The following is a 14802-nucleotide window of genomic DNA, read 5'->3' as shown; positions in this document are numbered from 1 at the left end:
CCGCTCCTTCCTTCCCCGCTTGCGACAGCGGGGTTGGCGGAGAGGGCCTGCAGGCCAACGCCCTCTACCGCAGTCCCAGATACAACCCCACCGGCACGAACACCACCGCCGCGATATTGCCCAGCAGCACGATCGAGGCCACCTGGTCCGGCTCCTGCCGGAAATGATCGGCCACCAGGAAGTTCAGCACCGCCGGCGGCAGCGCGGCAAAGACGAACAGCAGCCCGCGCTGCAATTCAGTCAGCGGCACCACCGCCGCCAGCGCCAGCGCGCACACAATGCCGGTCAGCGGGCAGATCACCGCGCCGGCGAGCCCCATGCCCCAGTTGCGCAGATTGACGTCCTTCATCCGCACGCCGAGCGCGAACAGCATCAGCGGCACGGTGGCGTCGCCCAGCAGCTTGATCGACTGGTAGACCGGATCGGGCAGCGCAAACCACGGCCGCATCAACGACAAGGCCACGCCGGCGATCGTCGCCAGCACCATCGGGTTGCGCGAGATCTGCGCCAGCGAGGCATGGCGGTTGACGATCTTCAGCCCCAGCGTGAAGTGCATCAGGTTGGACGCCGCGAACAGCGCCACCGCGGGAGCCAGTCCGGCCGGCCCGAAGGCGAACACCGACAGCGGCAGCCCCATGTTCCCCGAGTTGTTGAACATCATCGGCGGCACGAAGGTGCGCGGGTCCGCGCCCATCAGCCGCGCCGCGCCCAGCGCGAGCAGGCCCGAGCCGAGCACCACGCCGACCGCGCAGGCCAGCAGCGCGAGCTGGTCGGCCAGCACGAACTCCTTGCTGACGAAGGCCGACACCACCAGCAGCGGCGCGATCACGTCCAGCGTGGCGCGATTGATGCCCGCCATGTCGGGATGGGCCTTGCGCCCGTACAGCCAGCCGACCAGGATGATCAGGATGACGGGCGTGATGATCGAGACGATGCGCTCAAGCATGGCGGGATGGATGTAGGTGGAACGAGTGCCGGTGGACGAGTGAGGGCAATGGCGAGCGGGACGAAACCGGCGGCGGCATCATCCGTCGTCCCCGCGCAGGCGGGGACCAGCGGCTCGCGGCAGGTCGCCGGGGCCCCGCATCCAAGCGGACGACGGACCGGGATGGATCAGGCGCCGCCGGCGGAGGCGGCCGTGCCGCCCGCGTCCGCCGCGCCCTGCTCCGCCTGCTGGCTGCTGCGAATGAAATGCGTGCGGTAGTAGCGCAGCTCCTCGATCGACTCGAGGATGTCGGCCAGCGCGGTATGCAGCTGCCGCTTGATGAAGCCCTTGTGGATCGCCGGCTCCCAGCGCTTGCACAGCTCCTTCAGCGTCGACACGTCGAGGTTGCGATAGTGGAAGAAGGCCTCGAGCTTGGGCATGTAGCGCGCCATGAAGCGGCGGTCCTGGCAGATCGAGTTGCCGCACATCGGCGACTTGCCGGCCGGCACCCAGCGCTTGAGGAAGGCGAGCAGCTCGGCCTCGGCCTGGGCCTCGGTCAGCGTCGAGGCCTTGACCTTGTCGATCAGGCCCGAGCGGCCATGGGTGCCCTTGTTCCAGTTGTCCATCGCGTCGAGCACGGCGTCGTCCTGATGGATCACCAGCACCGGGCCCTCGGCGAGGATATGCAGCTCGGAGTCGGTGACCACCACCGCGACCTCGATGATGCGGTCGTTCTCGGGCGACAGCCCGGTCATCTCCATATCGAGCCAGACCAGATTGTTTTCGCTCTTGACCGACTTGACGGCGGGCGTGGCGGAAGCCGGGGCCGGGACGGAGGCGGGAGCGGGTACGGAGGCGGCGGTGCTGGAGCTTGTCATCGGACTGCGTGAGGATCGGGAAGCGGGAGGGATCGAAAGAACCGGACTCATCGGATGATCGGAATGATCGGAATCTTCGGAACATCCGGTACGGACGATCGCGACCGGACGGCGGCACGAATGGGCTGCACGAATGGACAGCACGGACGGCGGCCCGGCGCGAAGACATATAATTCTCGCATATCGATGGCACTAGACCGCCCCACAAGGCAAGGACCCGATGTTCACGCTGCTTTTTCTCGTCGCCCTGGTGGTGATGGTGCTCACCAAACTCTGGCTGGCCGCGCGCCAGGTTCGCCATGTCGGCCTGCATCGCGACACCGTGCCGCCCCGCTTCGCCGACACCATCTCGCTGGCCGCGCACCGCAAGGCCGCCGACTACACGATCGCCCGCACGCGGCTGTCGATGCTCGAGGTGCTGGCCGGCGCCGCCGTGCTGATCGGCTTCACGCTGCTCGGCGGCCTGCACTGGCTGAACCAGTTCTGGTACGGCACCTTCGGTCCCGGCTATGCCTATGGCGTCGCGCTGATCGCCAGCGTCGCGCTGATCGGCGGGCTGGCGGAGCTGCCCTTCACGCTGTACGCGCAGTTCGGCATCGAGCAGCGCTTCGGCTTCAACCGGATGACGTGGCGGCTGTGGCTGCTCGACACCATCAAGATGCTGGTGGTGGCCGCGGTGCTGGGCCTGCCGCTGCTGCTCGCGGTGCTGTGGCTGATGGACCGGACCGGACCGTGGTGGTGGCTGTGGACCTGGGTGGTGTGGATGGCCTTCAACCTCGTGCTGCTGGTGATCTTCCCGACCTGGATCGCGCCGCTGTTCAACAAGTTCGAGCCGCTGACCGACGAGACGCTGAAGCAGCGCATCGAGGCGCTGATGCGCCGCTGCGGCTTTGCCAGCAAGGGCCTGTTCGTGATGGACGGCTCGCGCCGCAGCGCGCACGGCAACGCCTATTTCACCGGCTTCGGCGCGGCCAAGCGCATCGTCTTCTTCGACACGCTGCTGTCGCGGCTGAACGCCGACGAGATCGAGGCCGTGCTCGCGCACGAGCTCGGCCACTTCAAGCGGCGCCATATCGTCAAGCGCATCGTCGTGACGTTCGCGCTGAGCCTGGCCTTCCTCGCGCTGCTGGGCTGGCTGTCGACGCAGGCGTGGTTCTACACGGGCCTGGGTGTGCTGCCGAACCTGATGTCGGACAGCCATGCGCTGGCGCTGGTGCTGTTCTTCCTGACGCTGCCGGTATTCACCTTCCTGCTCGGACCGCTGTCGAGCCTGACCTCGCGCCGGCACGAGTTCGAGGCCGATGCGTTCGCCGCCGAGCACGCCGACGCCGGCCATCTGGTATCGGCGCTGGTCAAGCTGTACAAGGACAATGCCTCGACGTTGACGCCCGATCCGCTCTACAGCGCGTTCTACTACTCGCACCCGCCCGCGGCGCAGCGCATCGACCGGCTGCTGGCGCACGCATGAACCGCCCCGCCCGACAACGAGGCGGCGCCGCCGCCGGCCGCGGCGTGCCTGGCGCATCGCCAGGCGCATCGACGCGCGAGTCGAAACGAGACACCGCGCTGATCGTCGCCGCGCACGGCCGCCATTATGTGATCGAGCTCGACGATGGCGAGCGCACGCGCATGCATGCGTTTCCGCGCGGCAAGAAGAGCGAATGCGCGGTCGGCGATCGCGTGCGCGTCGAGCGTGCCGCGACGGACCAGTGCGTGATCGTCGAGGTCGAGCCGCGCCGCAATCTGCTGCATCGCTCCGACCAGTTCAAGTCCAAGCTGCTGGCCGCCAATATCGACCAGGTGGCGATCGTGCTGGCGACCGAGCCCAGCTTCTCCGAGGACCTGCTGGGCCGCGCGCTGGTTTCCGCCGAGGCGCTGGAGATCGCGCCGCTGATCCTGCTGAACAAGACGGACCTGACCGAACGGCTGGAGGAGGCGCGTCGCCGGCTGACGCTGTACCGCCAGCTCGGCTATCGCACCGTGGAGCTGTCGGTGCACGGCAACCCCGAGGACGCGCTGGCGCAGCTGCGCCCCCTGACCGCCGGGCGCGCGACCATCCTGATCGGCCAGTCCGGCATGGGCAAGTCGTCGCTGCTGAATCTGCTGATTCCCGGCGTGGAGGCGCAAACCCGCGAGATCTCGGCCAAGCTCGATTCGGGCAAGCACACCACGACGTTCACGCGGCTCTACCACCTGCCCGACGACTGGGGCCAGGGCGGCAGCCTGATCGATTCGCCCGGCTTCCAGGAGTTTGGCCTGCACCATCTGTCCGAAGGGATGCTCGAGCGCGCCTTCCCCGAATTCCGCCCGCGGCTGACCGAATGCCGCTTCTACAACTGCCACCACATCAACGAACCGGGGTGTGGCGTGCTGGCCTCGGTGGACGCCGGCGGCATCGCGCCGCGGCGGCATCAGCTGTATCTGCAGCTGCTGCACGAGTCGCGGCAGCAGAAGCCGTGGTAGGCAAGCCGTAGGGGTCTCTCCCCTCTCCCCAACCCCGTGCTAAGGTGTCCCGCATCCCCACTGCCGGTGACGCCGATGAAACTGCTGCTGTCGACGCCCTCGCTGGTGCATGCAGCCCACTGCCGCAATCTGCTGCTGGCGGCGGGCATTCGCGCGCAACTGCGCAATACCTGGCTGGCCGGGGCGACCGGCGATATTCCGTTTCAGGAGAGCGCGCCGCAGGTGTGGCTGCTCGACGATGCGCGCGAGGAGGAAGCGTGGGCGGTGCTCGATGCCGCCGCCAATCCGGCGCCGGGGCCGCGCTGGCGCTGCACGCGCTGCGGCGAATGGCACGAGGCGCAGTTCGGCGCCTGCTGGCAGTGCGGCAGTCCGCAGCCGTGAATCGGCGGCCGTGAGCCTCAGCCCTGAACCGCAGCACTGAGCCGGGGCACTGAGCCAAAGCGCCGAGCCGGGGCACTGTATCCGCAGCCATGAACCGGGACACTGAACCGCGGCCCGGGCATGGGCCGACTGCTCTGGCTGCCGACCCTCAGCCGACCCAGCTCGCCAGCGACAGCATCGCCAGCAGCAGCATCCACAGCACCACCGCGCGCCAGACCAGCCCGACCGCCGACTGCAGCGCCCGCACGCCGGGATCGGCGCCAAGTTCGGGCGCGGCCGGCTCGGGCACGCCGTCGTCCTCCATGCCGGGCGCATAGTCGAACGCGGCGCCGGTGCCGGGGCTGGCCAGCACCACGCTGGTGTCGTCCTCGGGCAGCGGCGTGCCGAGCCGCACGCCGAGCGCGCCGCCCCCGCTGGCCAGCAGGATGCCGTTGGTCTCGTCGCGCCACTTGCGCGCATGGTTGCGCCAGGCGTAGACGGCGTCCTCGAAGTTGCCGACGATCGCAAAGCCGATCGCCGTCAGCCGCGACGGGATCCAGTCCATCAGATGGAAGGCGCGCGCCGCGAAGCGGCCGAAGGCCGGGCTGCGCTCGGACGACGGCAGGTTCCACTGCCGCGACAGGTATTCGGCGACGCGGTACAGCACCACGCCGGCGGGGCCGATCGGCAGCAGGAACCAGAAGAACACCCCGAACACATGCCGGTGCACGGCGACGATGGCCGCCTCGAGCGTGTGGCGCACGATCTCGCTGATCGGCATGTCGACGGTATCGAGCCCGGTCCACTCGTGCAGCAGCGCGCGGGCGGTGGCCGGATCGTCGCGATTGAGCGCGTCGTGGATATCGGTGAAGTAGTGGCTGAACTGGCGGAAGCCCAGCGTCAGGTACAGCAGCAGGACGTTCCAGGCGAGCGTCAGCGCCACGCTGATGGTGGCCAGCAAGTGATGGACTACGAGCGCCGCCAGGGTCAGCGGCAGCGCCGCCGTCATCCACGCCAGCGCCGCGTCGCGCGGCCGGCCGGTGTCGAAGGCGCGCTCGGCCCGTTCGGCGAGCGCGCGCACCATTTCGTGAATGGGATTGTTGCGGCCCAGGGCGCGGAACTGCTCGGCGATCAGCGCAAGAAGGACGGAAACGAAGGTCATCTCGGGTCGAAAATAGGCGGCGAGGCGAGCTGCCGGGGCGTCCCGGACCATGTGCCGGTCCGGGCGCTTATCTATAGCGAGAAGATAGCACAGCGCTTCCGCCTGCCCTGCCGGGCGGGACTTTGCGTTACATCTGCCTGCCGTCATCCCGCCGCCCCCGCGCATGCGGGCGCGCGGCGGCCTGACGGCACAGGGATGAGTCAGCGGGTCCCCGCTTTCGCGGGGACGACGCCTTGCATGTCACGGCAGGTCGAACACCAGCACCTCGGCGCCATCGCCTTGCGCCAGGCTGACCGCATCGACGCCTTCGAGCTTCGCGGCATCGCCGGCCTCCAGCGCCTGGCCGTTGACCGTGATGGCGCCGCGGGCGACATGCACATAGGCGCGCCGTCCCCGGGCCAGCGCCAGCGTGGCGGCCTCGTCGCCATCGAACAGGCCGGCGTAGAGACGCACGTCCTGATGGATCCGCACCGAGCCGTCGGCCCCGTCGCGGCTGCCGACCAGGCGCAGCCGGCCGCGCTTGTCGGCAGCGTCGAAATGCTTCTCCTCGTAGCCCGGCTCGATGCCGTTGCGGTCCGGCACGATCCAGATCTGCAGGAAATGCGTGGTGTCGTGCGCCGCGTGGTTGTACTCGGAGTGCCGCACGCCGGTGCCGGCGCTCATCCGTTGCACGTCGCCGGGGCGGATCACGCTGCCGTTGCCGATGCTGTCCTTGTGCGCCAGCTCGCCGGACAGCACATAGCTGATGATCTCCATGTCCCGGTGGCCGTGCGTGCCGAAGCCCATGCCGGGCGCGACGCGGTCTTCGTTGATGACCCGCAGCGGCCCGAACTGCACATGGCGCGGATCGAAGTAATCGGCGAAGGAGAAGCTGTGATACGACTGGAGCCAACCATGGTCGGCATAACCACGTTCTGCGGACTTGCGAATTTCAATCATTTTGATGTCCTTCCTGGCTAGTGGTCCTCGGCTTCATCCTCCCGGACTTGCATATGGACCGTCTGTTCTGCAACGATGCTAGGAAGTTTAGGACGCCTGCGCTATATTGGCGGCGGGCCATTTGCAAGCACTCATTCAGAATTTCTGAATATGCCACTCTCTCTCGAATCCCTGGAAGTTCTCGACGCGATCGAACGCAAGGGCAGCTTCGCGGCCGCCGCGCATGAAATGGGCAAGGTGCCGTCGGCGCTCACCTATGTGGTGCGCCGGCTGGAGGAAGACCTCGACGTGCTGCTGTTCGACCGGCGCCGCCACCGTGCCGAGCTGACCCCGGCCGGCCGCGCGCTGCTCGACGAGGGCCGCCACCTGCTGCACGCGGCCGACGACCTGGCGCGCCGGGTCAAGCGCCTGGCCACCGGCTGGGAGGCCAGTCTCAATATCGTGGTCGACGACCTGATCAATTTCCGCGCGCTGCTGCCGGTGATCCAGGACTTCTACGCGGAGAACAGCGCCACGCGGCTGCGCTTCGCCAAGGAGGTCCTGGGCGGCTCCTGGGACGCGCTGGTCAGCAACCGCGCCGACCTGGTGATCGGCGGCGCCTACGACGCGCCCAGCACGCAGGGCTTCCAGATCCGCTCGCTCGGCGCGATGCCGTTCGTGTTCGCGGTCGCCGCTCACCATCCGCTCGCCACCGAGCCCGGCCCGCTGACCAGCACGCAGATCGCCCGCCACCGCATCGTCGCGGTCGGCGACACCTCGCGCAATCTGCCGGCGCGCACGCATGGCGTGCTGGCCGGGCAGGACATGCTGGTGGTGCCGACCATGCGCGACAAGCTCGATGCGCAGATCCGCGGCCTGGGCTGCGGCTGGCTGCCGGCGCCGATGGCGCAGCCGCATATCGAGAGCGGCGTGCTGCAGGTGCGCGAGACCGTCGAGGTGCGCGCGCCCGGCACCTTCACCATCGCCTGGCGCACCAGCCATCGCGGCAAGGCGCTGCAATGGTGGACCGACAAGCTGCAGAATCCCCGGCTGGCGCAGGCGCTGCTGTCGCAACAACCGGGCGCGCCGGAGTAGCCGGACATGACAGCAGTACCGGGGCAGACCGATCAGCCATCGGATCGTCGGCCGTCAGAACCCCGGCCCGCCGGCCGTCGGTCGTCCGATCTTCAGCCGTCCGATCTTCCGCCGTCCGACCGTCAGTTGCCGGATAGCCGGCCGCGAGATGGCCGGCCGTCAGATCCACCCTACCGCGGCCGCTTCGCCCCCTCCCCCACCGGGCCGCTGCATCTGGGCTCGTTGGTCACCGCGCTGGCAAGCTGGCTCGACGCGCGCGCCCATCGCGGCCAGTGGCTGGTGCGCATCGAGGACATCGACTATCCCCGCTGCGTGCGCGACGCCGACCGCCAGATCCTGCAGACGCTCGACCGCCTGGGCCTGCATCCGGACGAGGAGCCGGTCTGGCAGAGCCGGCGGGAGGCGCTGTACGCCGACGCGCTGCACCGGCTCGAGGCGGCGGGGCTGGTCTATCCCTGCGGCTGCTCGCGCAAGGAGATCGCCGACTCGCTGCGGCACGTGCGCGAGCGCCATCAGACCCTGGCCTATCCCGGCACCTGCCGCAACGGCCTGCACGGCAAGCTGCCGCGCGCCTGGCGCGTGCGCGTGCCGGACGGCGAGGCGGCGCTGCTGTGCTTCGACGATCGCTGGCAGGGCCGGCAATGCCAGGACCTGGCCACCGAGCTCGGCGACTTCGTGCTGCGCCGGGCCGACGGCCTATGGGCGTATCAACTGGCGGTGGTGGTCGACGACGGGCTGCAGGGCATCACGCATATCGTGCGCGGCGCCGACCTGCTGGACTCGACGCCGCGGCAGATTCATCTGCAGCGGCTGCTGGGATTGCCGACGCCGGCCTATCTGCATGTGCCGGTGGTGGTCAACGAGATCGGGGAGAAACTGAGCAAGCAGAGCGGCGCCGAAGCGATCGACGCGCTGGCGCCGCTGGACGCGCTGCGCGCGGCCGGCGCGCATCTGGACTTGCGCAGCGGCCGCACCGATGTGGAGGGCTGGCTGGCCGAGGCGACGGCGCAGTGGGCCGCGAGGTGGGTGACACCGGCGGCCAGTTAGGGAACCGCGCCGTCGTCAGGGGGCGCGTCGTGACGAAACGCTTCGCCGGGAAGCGCCCGGAAGGCGAGCAGGAATCAGGACTTGCTCGGCACGCCGCCGAGCAGCGCGGCGACGGGGCGCTTCGGCCGGGCGCGTGCCAGGCCGACCTGGCGCGGATCGAGCGTCGGCTCCGCAGGCGCGGACGATGCGCTCGGGCTCGGCTCGTAGGGCCGCGAGAAGAAGGGATCGTCGGCCGGCCGGAAGGCGTTGCGTGCATTGCCGTGATCGGTCTTGCGCGGACGGTCCTCGCTGTCGGCGCGCGGGCGGCGCGGTTCGCTCGAGCGGCCGCGGCGGCGGTCGTCATCGGCGGCACGGAAGCGCGCAGCCGCCGGATCGAAGCCCTCGAGCTGCGCCCGCGGAATCTGCCGCTTCAGCATCTTTTCGATATCGGCCAGCAGGCGCTCGTCGCCCGGCACGAAGATCGACAGCGCGTCGCCGGTGGCACCCGCACGGCCGGTACGGCCGATCCGGTGCACATAGTCCTCGGCGTTGAACGGCAGATCGAAGTTGATCACGCAGGGCATGTCGGCGATGTCGAGGCCGCGCGCGGCGACGTCGGTCGCAACGAGCGCGTCGATGTTGCCCTGCTTGAAGCCTTCCAGCGTCTGCATCCGCTCGGTCTGGGTCTTGTCGCCGTGGATCGCGGCGGCATTGATGCCCTCGCGCTCCAGATGGCGCGCCAGGCGCGAGCAGCCGATCTTGCTGTTGACGAAGACGATGCACTGGCGCGACAGGCCCTGTTCGGCGCGCTGCTTCAGCAGATGCACCACGGCCTCCTGCTTCTGGCCGTCCTGCACCTGGTACACGGTCTGGCGCACGTTCTCGTTGGCCGAATTGCTGCGCGCCACTTCGATCGTCACCGGCTGGTGCAGATAGCTGGCCGCCAGCTTCTTGATCTCGGGCGAGAAGGTCGCGGAGAACAGCAGCGTCTGGCGCTTGGCCGGCAGCAGGTTGATGATGCGCTGCAGGTCTGGCAGGAAGCCCATGTCGAGCATGCGGTCGGCTTCGTCCAGCACCAGCATCTGCACCTGCGACAGGTTGACCGACTTCTGCTGCACGTGGTCGAGCAGGCGGCCCGGGGTCGCGACCAGGATCTCGACGCCGCGCCGCAGCGCGTCGGTCTGCGGATTCATGTCGACGCCGCCGAACACCACGGTGCTGCGCAGGTCGGTGTGGCGCGCATAGCGGGCCACGTTGTCGTAGACCTGGTCGGCCAGTTCGCGCGTCGGCGTCAGCATCAGCGCGCGCACCGGGTGCCGCGCCGGCGAGGCGCTGGCGTTGGCCAGCGGCAGCAGGCGCTGGATGATCGGCAGCGCGAAGCCCGCGGTCTTGCCGGTGCCGGTCTGCGCCGCGCCCATCACGTCCTTGCCCAGCAGCACCACCGGGATCGCCTGCGCCTGGATCGGCGTCGGCTTGGTATAGCCCTGCTCGGTCAGCGCCCGCAGCACGCGCGGGTCGAGCCCGAAGCTGTCGAAGGTGATGTCGTCGGTGGAAGTCGGTACAGCAGTGGTGTTCGTGTTCGTGGTGGTGGTCATGGTATGGGTGTCTGGCGAAGGCGAACCCGGCGCCAGCGGACACGCATCGATCGAACGCAATGGAACTGGCGGAAGCCGCGCAGCACTTGGCCTGGGCGGCAAGGGCGGAGTGGGGCTGTGGGGTCGGCACCGCATTCCGGCGCCGATTTCGAGGCCCCTGCCGCGTCGAGATCGGCAACATCTGGCAAGCCGATCAATAGCGCTACAGAATCAAAGACTTAGATTCTACAACAGCGGGCAGGTGCGGGGTAGTGCGGCGCTCGGGAGTGTGGTACGGGCGCTCCCTGGCCTCGGCAAGCTATCGGGGGCGCCGCGGCGGTGGCCGGCGCCTCTTGCCCGGCGCGGCGGCCCGCGTCAGCCACAGCGTCCGTGCCGCGCGAAAGCGCGCCCCCTCGGCCTCCAGCCAGCTTTCGATGGCAGCCACCTCCGGGCTCTGGCCGTGAGCCGAGACGAAGTAGTAGGCGGCCTGGCTGGGCAGATGCAGGCCGAACAGGTCGACCAGCCGGCCGGCCTGCAGGTCTTCCAGCACCAGCGCGGTCCGCCCCATCGCGACGCCCTGCCCCGCCAGCGCCGCGCCGATCGCCAGCTGCGACAGGTTGAAGCGCTGGCCCTGCGCCAGGTCCGGCACCGTGACGCCGGCCTGCGCCAGCCACGCGCCCCATTCGTCGAACTCTCCGGCGCCGTCCCAGGGGCTGGCGTCGTGCAGCAGCAGCTCGCCGCGCAGGTCGGCCGGCGAACGCAGCTCCGGATGCGCGGCGACGAAGGCGGGGCTGGCCACCGGCAGCAGCCATTCGTCGAGGAAGCGCCGCGCGTGCACGTCGCGGTAGGCACCCGGATCGAAGCGCACCGCCGCGTCGATGCCCTCGCGCAGCATCCGGCCGCGGTCCAGCGCCTGGAATTCGCCCTGCACGCGCAGGCCGATATCGGCATGGTCGCGGAAGAAGCTGCCCAGCCGCGGCGTCAGCCAGCGCATCGCGAACGAGGGGGAACAGGACAGTGACACCGGCCCCATCTCGCCGCGGCGGCGCAACTGGCCCAGCGCGCCTTCGATCGCTTGGAAGGAATCGCGCAGCACCACGCGCAGCCGCTCGCCCTCGGGCGTCGGCACCAGCGCGCGCGGCGTGCGCACGAACAGCGGGCGTCCGAGCCATTGCTCCAGGTGCTTGACCTGCTGACTGACCGCGCCCTGGGTCACGCACAGCTCGCCGGCGGCACGGGTGAAGCTGTGGTGGCGCGCCGCCGCCTCGAAGCAGCGCAGCCAGGCAAGGAGGGAGGCGGAGAGCGTCGTGGTCATCGTTGTCATTAGTGCAGCTAATGCATGGCGCAGCAGGAATGGTTTGCCGGAATCGGTGGTTGCGCGAACAATGCGGGAAAAGCGCCCGCGCAAGGTCGGCCTGCCTGACACCCGAAGAACGACGCCAACTGTTTTACAACCGCACAGCAGCCGCGCTCCCGCACCGATGACCGAAGTGAACAACTCCAGCCCCAACTCGACGTTTTCCCCGCCCGAAAACACCGGTTCCGCCCCGGCGGCAAGCGCGGCGGCTCCCGCGGCCGATGCCGCGCTGCTGGCGGCGCTCGGCGCGGCCCGGCCCTGCCTGTGGACCAACCCGCTGCTGGCGCCGCAAACCCCGGCGGCAGTCCGCACGGGCGAGAAGGACATTAGTCTAGCTGATGTCCATGCAGCCCACGCCCGCTTCCCGCGTTTCGCCCCGCTGCTGCAGCGGCTGTTTCCGGAGCTGGCGGACAGCGCCGGCGCCATCGAATCGCCGGTGCTGCCGGCCGCCGCGCTGGCGCCCGCCATTGGCTTGCCTTCCGGCAGCGGCGCGCTGTGGATCAAGGCCGATCACAGCCTGCCGGTGGCCGGTTCGATCAAGGCCCGCGGCGGCATCCACGAGGTGCTGGAATTCGCCGAAGGACTGGCGCTGCAACACGGACTGGTCACCAAGGATGCGAGCCCCGACGACTATCGCCGGCTGGCCGAACCGACGGCGCGCGCGGTCTTCTCTCGCTACCAGGTCGCGGTGGGCTCGACCGGCAATCTGGGCCTGAGCATCGGCGTGATGGCGTCCGCGCTGGGCTTTCGCGCGGTGGTGCACATGTCGGCCGACGCCAAGGCGTGGAAGAAGGACCGGCTGCGCTCGCGCGGCGTCGAGGTGATCGAGCACGCGGGCGACTACCAGCAGGCGGTGGCCGCCGGCCGTGCCCAGGCGCAGCAGGACCCCTTCTGCCATTTCGTCGACGACGAGCGCTCGCTGTCGCTGCTGCTCGGCTACAGCGCCGCGGTGTTGCGGCTCGACGCGCAGTTGCGCGAGCACGGCATCGCGCCCGACGCGAAGCGTCCGTTGTTCGTCTATCTGCCTTGCGGGGTCGGCGGCGCGCCGGCCGGCATCGCCTTCGGCCTGAAGCAGCTGTACGGGCCGCACGCGCATTGCTTCTTCGCCGAGCCGACGCAGTCGCCCTGCTTCCTGGTGCAGATGATCGGCGCCGAGGTCAACGGCGCCGGCGGCAATCCTTCGGTCTACGACTACGGGCTCAGCAATCGCACCGAGGCCGACGGCCTGGCTGTGCCGCGCGCCTCCGAGCTGGCCGCGGCGGCGATGCGCGAACTGCTGTCGGGGGTCTATACCGTGGCGGACGAACAGCTGTTCCGCGACCTGTATCTGGCCAAGCGGGATGCCGGCATCGAGATCGAACCGTCGGCGGCCGCCGGCTTCAGCGGCCCCGCGATGCTGACGGGCACCGAGGCCGGGCAGGCCTATCTGGCCCGCCATGGCTTGACGGAGGCGATGCCCACCGCCACGCATCTGGTCTGGACCACCGGCGGGCTGTTCGTTCCCCCCGAGGAATACCGGCGCTTTCTCGCGCGCGGCGAGGCGCTGGCGACTTCGCCGGCACGGCAGTAGGCGCACCCGAGCGGGCCGCGTTCGACGGCGGCCATCGAGCGGAGCCACCGACCGCAGTCATCCAGCGCAGTCGTCGAGCGCCGACATCTACGGCAGCCACCGACGCCCGCCACAAAGAGCAAGGGCCGGCGACCATACGATCGCCAGCCCTCACCCTACCCCGCTAAGAAGGCAAGCCACGGTGCGCCCATGACGGGCGCGGGCGTATCAGTCGCCCTTGATGCCGTTGTCCTGGATGACCTTGCCCCACTTCTTGTCGTCGGCGCGCATGCGTGCGGCCAACTGTTCCGGCGGCATATAGGCCGCCACCGTGCCCGCGCCCAGCATCTTCTGCTGGACGGTCGGATCGGCCAGCGCGGCCTTCAGCTCGGCCGACAGCTTCGCGATGATGTCCTTCGGCGTGCCGGCCGGCGCCAGCAGGCCGCCCCAGGCGGTCGCCTCGAAGCCCGGGAAGCCCTGCTCGGCCACGGTCTTGACCTCGGGCGTGAAGCTGACGCGCTTGGCCGAGCCCACCGCGATCGGACGCAGCTTGCCGGCCTTGATGTGCGGCAGCGCGGCGATCATGTCGGAGAACATCATCGGCACCTGGCCGGCGAGCAGATCCGAGATCGCCGGCGCGCTGCCCTTGTACGGCACGTGCTGCACGTCGAAGCTGCCCAGGTTCTGCAGCAGCTCGGTCGACAGATGGCCGAAGCTGCCGTTGCCGGCGCTGGTGTAGTTCATCTCGCCCGGCTTGGCCTTGGCCTTGGCGATGTACTGCTGCAGCGTGGTCACGTCGGGCAGCGCGTTCGGATTGACCACCATCACGATCGGCAGATCGTAGGCGGCGCCGATGGGCGCGAAGTCCTTGAACAGGTCGTAGCCCTTGCGGTTGATCAGGTGCGGCGCGATCAGCGTGGGCGTGGCCAGCACCAGCAGCGTGTAGCCGTCCGGTGCGCTCTTGGCCACGGTCTCGGCGCCGATGGTGCCGGAGGCGCCGGGGCGGTTGTCGACCACCACGGGCTGCTTCAGCGAATCGCTGAGCTTCTGCCCGATGATGCGCGCGGCGGTATCGGTCGGGCCGCCCGGCGGGAACGGCACCACCAGCCGGATCGGCTTGGAGGGATAGCTGTCGGCGAACGCCTGGGTGGCGCACAGCGGCAGGGAAAGGGTCAGCATGGCGGCGCCGAGGCGGCGCGCGAAGGTACGGCGGCTTGTGTTCTGCATGGCAACAAGAGAAACGTCATCCGAAATCGGCGCGGTCCGCGTCGGGCGCGCCGGCGAAACAGGCAACTCTCGGCGACTCGCGGGGCAGTCCATGGCCCGTGGAGCGCAAATCGATCCCGTCATTTCCAGTCGAAACAAGGCGTGGTTGGTCTCCTTGGCGTACTGCGTGGCCGGTGGTCCGGCCTTGTCGTTGTTGTGGAGGAAGGGCGGGCGGTGCTCCGCCCCGCGAAATCTTCGGGCTGCCGGCGAGCATCGGGCGTCGGCGGGT

At 69.3% G+C, this 14802-nt stretch carries 13 protein-coding genes; 6 read left to right on the top strand and 7 right to left on the bottom strand.

Annotation, left to right across the window (positions count from 1 at the left end; all coding sequences use genetic code 11):
• Window positions 1-64 precede the first annotated feature (64 nt).
• A complete protein-coding gene (locus tag AC6EI8_RS05340) occupies window positions 65-946 on the bottom strand; it encodes an AEC family transporter (RefSeq protein ID WP_149316968.1) in 882 nt (293 codons plus the stop codon).
• 167 nt (window positions 947-1113) lie between these two features.
• Window positions 1114-1803, bottom strand: coding sequence for an oligoribonuclease (gene orn, locus AC6EI8_RS05335; protein WP_498381450.1), 690 nt, complete (start codon window positions 1801-1803; stop codon window positions 1114-1116).
• 220 nt (window positions 1804-2023) lie between these two features.
• Here orn and AC6EI8_RS05330 point away from each other — a divergent pair, with 220 nt between their 5' ends.
• The 3 genes from AC6EI8_RS05330 (at window position 2024) to AC6EI8_RS05320 (ending at window position 4647) form a co-directional block, all read left to right on the top strand.
• Entirely contained in the window at window positions 2024-3271 is a 1248-nt protein-coding gene (locus AC6EI8_RS05330) for a M48 family metallopeptidase (protein WP_150084899.1), read from the top strand.
• Complete coding sequence (gene rsgA, locus AC6EI8_RS05325; RefSeq protein ID WP_149316965.1) at window positions 3268-4266, top strand: ribosome small subunit-dependent GTPase A; 999 nt, start codon at window positions 3268-3270, stop codon at window positions 4264-4266. Before AC6EI8_RS05330 ends, rsgA begins: the two co-directional genes overlap by 4 nt.
• Before the next feature lie 75 nt (window positions 4267-4341).
• Complete coding sequence (locus tag AC6EI8_RS05320; RefSeq protein ID WP_498381449.1) at window positions 4342-4647, top strand: putative signal transducing protein; 306 nt, start codon at window positions 4342-4344, stop codon at window positions 4645-4647.
• A 148-nt stretch (window positions 4648-4795) separates the two neighbouring features.
• On the opposite strand, the gene AC6EI8_RS05315 is transcribed toward AC6EI8_RS05320, so the two are convergent.
• Together AC6EI8_RS05315 and AC6EI8_RS05310 are read right to left on the bottom strand one after the other, a co-directional pair.
• Window positions 4796-5788, bottom strand: a complete 993-nt coding sequence (locus AC6EI8_RS05315) for a CobD/CbiB family protein (RefSeq protein ID WP_498381448.1) — start codon at window positions 5786-5788, stop codon at window positions 4796-4798.
• Between the two features lie 240 nt (window positions 5789-6028).
• Window positions 6029-6727 (bottom strand): pirin family protein, encoded by a 699-nt coding sequence (locus AC6EI8_RS05310; RefSeq protein ID WP_149316962.1) that lies wholly within the window; start codon window positions 6725-6727, stop codon window positions 6029-6031.
• Window positions 6728-6877: 150 nt separating this feature from the next.
• Here AC6EI8_RS05310 and AC6EI8_RS05305 point away from each other — a divergent pair, with 150 nt between their 5' ends.
• Window positions 6878-7801, top strand: a complete 924-nt coding sequence (locus AC6EI8_RS05305) for a LysR family transcriptional regulator (protein WP_149316961.1) — start codon at window positions 6878-6880, stop codon at window positions 7799-7801.
• Window positions 7802-7927: 126 nt separating this feature from the next.
• Entirely contained in the window at window positions 7928-8848 is a 921-nt protein-coding gene (gluQRS, locus tag AC6EI8_RS05300; RefSeq protein WP_498381447.1) for a tRNA glutamyl-Q(34) synthetase GluQRS, read from the top strand.
• Between the two features lie 74 nt (window positions 8849-8922).
• Here gluQRS and AC6EI8_RS05295 read toward each other — a convergent pair whose 3' ends face one another.
• Together AC6EI8_RS05295 and AC6EI8_RS05290 are read right to left on the bottom strand one after the other, a co-directional pair.
• A complete protein-coding gene (locus AC6EI8_RS05295; RefSeq protein ID WP_498381446.1) occupies window positions 8923-10422 on the bottom strand; it encodes a DEAD/DEAH box helicase in 1500 nt (499 codons plus the stop codon).
• A 298-nt stretch (window positions 10423-10720) separates the two neighbouring features.
• Window positions 10721-11716 (bottom strand): LysR substrate-binding domain-containing protein, encoded by a 996-nt coding sequence (locus AC6EI8_RS05290; protein ID WP_223819878.1) that lies wholly within the window; start codon window positions 11714-11716, stop codon window positions 10721-10723.
• Between the two features lie 166 nt (window positions 11717-11882).
• Here AC6EI8_RS05290 and dsdA point away from each other — a divergent pair, with 166 nt between their 5' ends.
• Complete coding sequence (gene dsdA, locus AC6EI8_RS05285; RefSeq protein ID WP_226107476.1) at window positions 11883-13328, top strand: D-serine ammonia-lyase; 1446 nt, start codon at window positions 11883-11885, stop codon at window positions 13326-13328.
• A 207-nt stretch (window positions 13329-13535) separates the two neighbouring features.
• Here the strand turns inward: dsdA and AC6EI8_RS05280 are convergent, their stop codons facing one another.
• Window positions 13536-14534 (bottom strand): Bug family tripartite tricarboxylate transporter substrate binding protein, encoded by a 999-nt coding sequence (locus AC6EI8_RS05280; protein WP_149316957.1) that lies wholly within the window; start codon window positions 14532-14534, stop codon window positions 13536-13538.
• Window positions 14535-14802: the final 268 nt, after the last annotated feature.

The sequence above is a fragment of the Cupriavidus sp. R6-3 genome (assembly GCF_059772245.1).
The sequence above is the reverse complement of the archived record's forward strand: the minus strand, read 5'-3'. Positions and strand labels throughout refer to the sequence as shown.